At 59.8% G+C, this 3,164-nt stretch carries 4 protein-coding genes; all 4 read right to left on the bottom strand.

Features of this window, described 5'->3' with window-relative positions; translation table 11 throughout:
• Positions 1-711 (bottom strand): L-cystine ABC transporter ATP-binding protein TcyN (gene tcyN / locus FEM54_RS28810; protein WP_138453880.1); only part of this gene is annotated, 711 nt, incomplete at its 3' end.
• Positions 712-713: 2 nt separating this feature from the next.
• Positions 714-1,379, bottom strand: a complete 666-nt coding sequence (tcyL, locus tag FEM54_RS28805) for a cystine ABC transporter permease (protein ID WP_017135731.1) — start codon at positions 1,377-1,379, stop codon at positions 714-716.
• Positions 1,379-2,173, bottom strand: a complete 795-nt coding sequence (gene tcyJ / locus FEM54_RS28800; protein ID WP_138453879.1) for a cystine ABC transporter substrate-binding protein — start codon at positions 2,171-2,173, stop codon at positions 1,379-1,381. The genes tcyL and tcyJ overlap by 1 nt, the downstream gene beginning before the upstream one ends.
• A gap of 280 nt (positions 2,174-2,453) precedes the next feature.
• Positions 2,454-3,164: D-cysteine desulfhydrase (locus tag FEM54_RS28795; protein WP_138453878.1), on the bottom strand; the 711-nt coding region annotated here is incomplete at its 5' end.

The following is a 3,164-nucleotide window of genomic DNA, read 5'->3' as shown; positions in this document are numbered from 1 at the left end:
CCGTTCTTCCTTGGGGTTGGCGAACAGTGCCTTGGCTTCGCCTTGCTCCACGATCACGCCTTTGTCGAAGAAGATCACCCGGTTGGCAACATCGCGGGCGAAGCTCATTTCGTGGGTGACGATGACCATGGTGCGGTTTTCTTCGGCCAGGCTGCGGATGGTCGCCAGCACTTCGCCGACCAGCTCCGGGTCGAGCGCCGAGGTGGGCTCGTCAAACAGAATCACCTCCGGTTCCATGGCCAAGGCACGGGCAATCGCCACGCGCTGTTGCTGGCCGCCGGACAAACGCCGTGGGTAGGCGTCTTCCTTGCCGGCCAGGCCGACCCTGGCCAAGAGCTTGCGACCGAGCGCGGTCGCCGTCTCGCGCGGCATCTTCTTGACCACGATCGGGCCTTCGATGACGTTTTCCAGCGCGGTGCGGTGCGGGAACAGGTTGAAATTCTGGAACACAAAACCCACATGCTGGCGCAAGCGCCGCACCAGGCCTTGCTGCTGGCTGAGCGGTTTGCTGCTGTCGATCTCGATATCACCGACCTTGATGCGACCGCTGGTGGGTTCTTCGAGGAAGTTCAGGCAGCGCAGCAAGGTGGTCTTGCCGGAACCGCTGGGGCCAATGATGGCGACCACTTCGCCTTCCTTGACCTCCAGGTCGATGCCGTTGAGTACCACCTGACCTTTGAATTGTTTGGTCAGTTTTTCAACCACGATCATGCTCAGGACTCCAGGTCATGCCGGTTGACCCGGTCTTCCAGGCGATTTTGAAAGTGCGCCAGGATGCTTGCCAGGATCCAGTAGATCAGGGCGGCGGACAGGTACATGGTGAAGATTTCGAAAGTACGCGCCGACACCAGCTGTGCCTGGCGGAACAACTCCGGCACCTGGATTGTGGCGGCCAGTGCCGTGTCCTTGACCAGCGAAATAAAGCTGTTGCCCAGCGGCGGCAAGGCCGTGCGCATGGCCTGCGGCAGGATGGCCCGGCGCAGGGTCTGCGCGCGTGTCATGCCGATACTGGCGGCAGCTTCCCATTGGCCGCGTTCGATGGAGCTGATCGCGGCGCGCAGGATTTCACAGGCGTAAGCGGCCATGTTCAGCGAAAAGCCGATCATGGCCGCCGGGATCGGATCCAGCTCGATGCCCACTTGCGGCAAGCCGTAGTAGATCAAAAACAGCTGTACCAGCAAGGGCGTGCCGCGAAAGAACGACACGTAGACTCGGGCGGTCCAGCTTAGAAGCTTGAAGCGCGACAAACGCATCAAGGCCAGGCCGAAGCCCAGCAGCAAGCCGAAAAACATCCCGCCGAGGCTAAGAATCACCGTGTAGTACGCGCCCTTGAGCAGAAAGGGCGCGGAGTCCAGCGCGAGTTGGAAACCTGCTTCCATTATTCAGTGACGTCAGCGTTGAAGTACTTCTCGGACAGCTTCTTCAAGGTGCCATCGGCGCGCAGCTTGTCGAGGGCCTTGTTCACAGCGTCGAGCAGTTCCGGCTCGCCTTTGCGCAGGGCAATACCGGCTTCCTGACGGGAGAAGGCATCACCGGCGGCGGCGGTGTCCGGGGCTTTCTTGGCGTATTCCAGAGCGGCCAGGCGGTCGATCAGGATGGCGTCGATACGGCCGATACGCAGGTCCTGGAACTTGGTTGGGTCATCGTTGTAAGTCTTGATGATGGCTTTGGGTTGGTTGTCCTTGAGCCATTGCTCATAGTTGGTGCCCAGGCCCACACCGACTTTCTTGCCGGCCAGGTCGTCGGCGGTCTTGATGCTGTCGGCGTTTTTCTTCAGTACCAGCGCCTGGATACCGGACACGGTGTAAGGCTTGGAGAAGTCATACTTCTTCTTGCGCTCCTCGGAGATGGTCACTTGGTTGACCACTGCATCCAGGCGCTTGGATTCCAGGGCGGCGAGGATGCCGTCCCATGGCGTGGCCTGCAGCTTGACCTTGACGCCCAGCTCTTTGGCCAGCGCTTCGGACAGCTCGACTTCAAAGCCGCTGAGCTTGCCGCTTTCATCGACAAAGCTGAACGGCGGGTAGGTGCCTTCCAGGCCGATCTTGATCTCGCCCGCCTTCTTGATGGTGTTCAGCTGCTCGCCGGCGATGGCTTGGCCCATCAGACCAGCCCCGAGTGCCAAGCCCAAAGTGCCAACCAGCAACGTGCGACGCAATACAGAAATAGTCATGAACAGCCCCTGTGTTTTTTATGTTGAGCGAAGCAGGTGACGCAGTAGTCGTATCCTGCCTTAAAGCGCGGTGCGCGTCTTCGCCTTCGGCGCGACTATAAAGCGAGTTTTTAAGACTTGAAAATAATATAAAATTAATTTGATATTTCTTTTTGGAATATTAGGTTGATCTAATGTGGGAGCCGGCTTGCCTGCGATAACGGTGTATCAGCCAACACATTTGTAGCTGACGAACCGCTATCGCAGGCAAGCCAGCTCCCACATTTTGATCGGTGTTTATTCAGTTAAGCACCGAGTCATACGCAAACAGCGCCGGCGCCCCACCGGTGTGCAGGAAAATGATCGGGCCGTCCTCAAACCGCTGACGCCCGATGCCATCGAGCAAACCGGCCATGGCCTTGCCGGTGTAGACCGGGTCCAGCAGCAAGCCTTCCTGGCTGGCTAATAGCTTGACCGCCGCCAGGGTGCCGGCGTTCGGTTCGCCGTAGCGCGGGCCGAAATATTCGTCCCACAGGATCACTTTGAAGGCTTCGGGAATGTCCACGCCCAGCAACTCGGCGGTGCGTTCGGCCAGGCCCTGTACTTTCGGGAACTGGGCTTCTTCGGTGCGCGACACGGTAATGCCCACCACCGGCAGGTTCGGCAGTACTTCACTCAACGCCAGCGCGAGGCCGCTATGGGTGCCCGCGCTGCCCGAGGCCAGCACCACGGCGGCGAACTCAATGCCGCTGTCTTCGATCTGCCCGGCCAGTTCCAGCCCGGCGCGCACGTAACCCAAGGCACCCAAGGCATTGGAGCCGCCGATGGGGACGAGGTAGGGCTTCTTGCCGTTGCTGCGCAGGCGGTCGGCGAGGGCGTTGAGCTGGTCGTCGACGTTATCGAGGTTCTCGACCAATTCCACCTTTGCGTCGAACAACTCCAGCAGCAAACGGTTGCCATTGCCCAGATAGTTGGGGTCTTCGGTGCCGGTAGGGTTTTCCAGCAGCGCCAC

The sequence above is a fragment of the Pseudomonas edaphica genome (assembly GCF_005863185.1).
Classification (GTDB): domain Bacteria; phylum Pseudomonadota; class Gammaproteobacteria; order Pseudomonadales; family Pseudomonadaceae; genus Aquipseudomonas; species Aquipseudomonas edaphica.
This window is presented reverse-complemented; position numbering and strand designations above follow the sequence as displayed.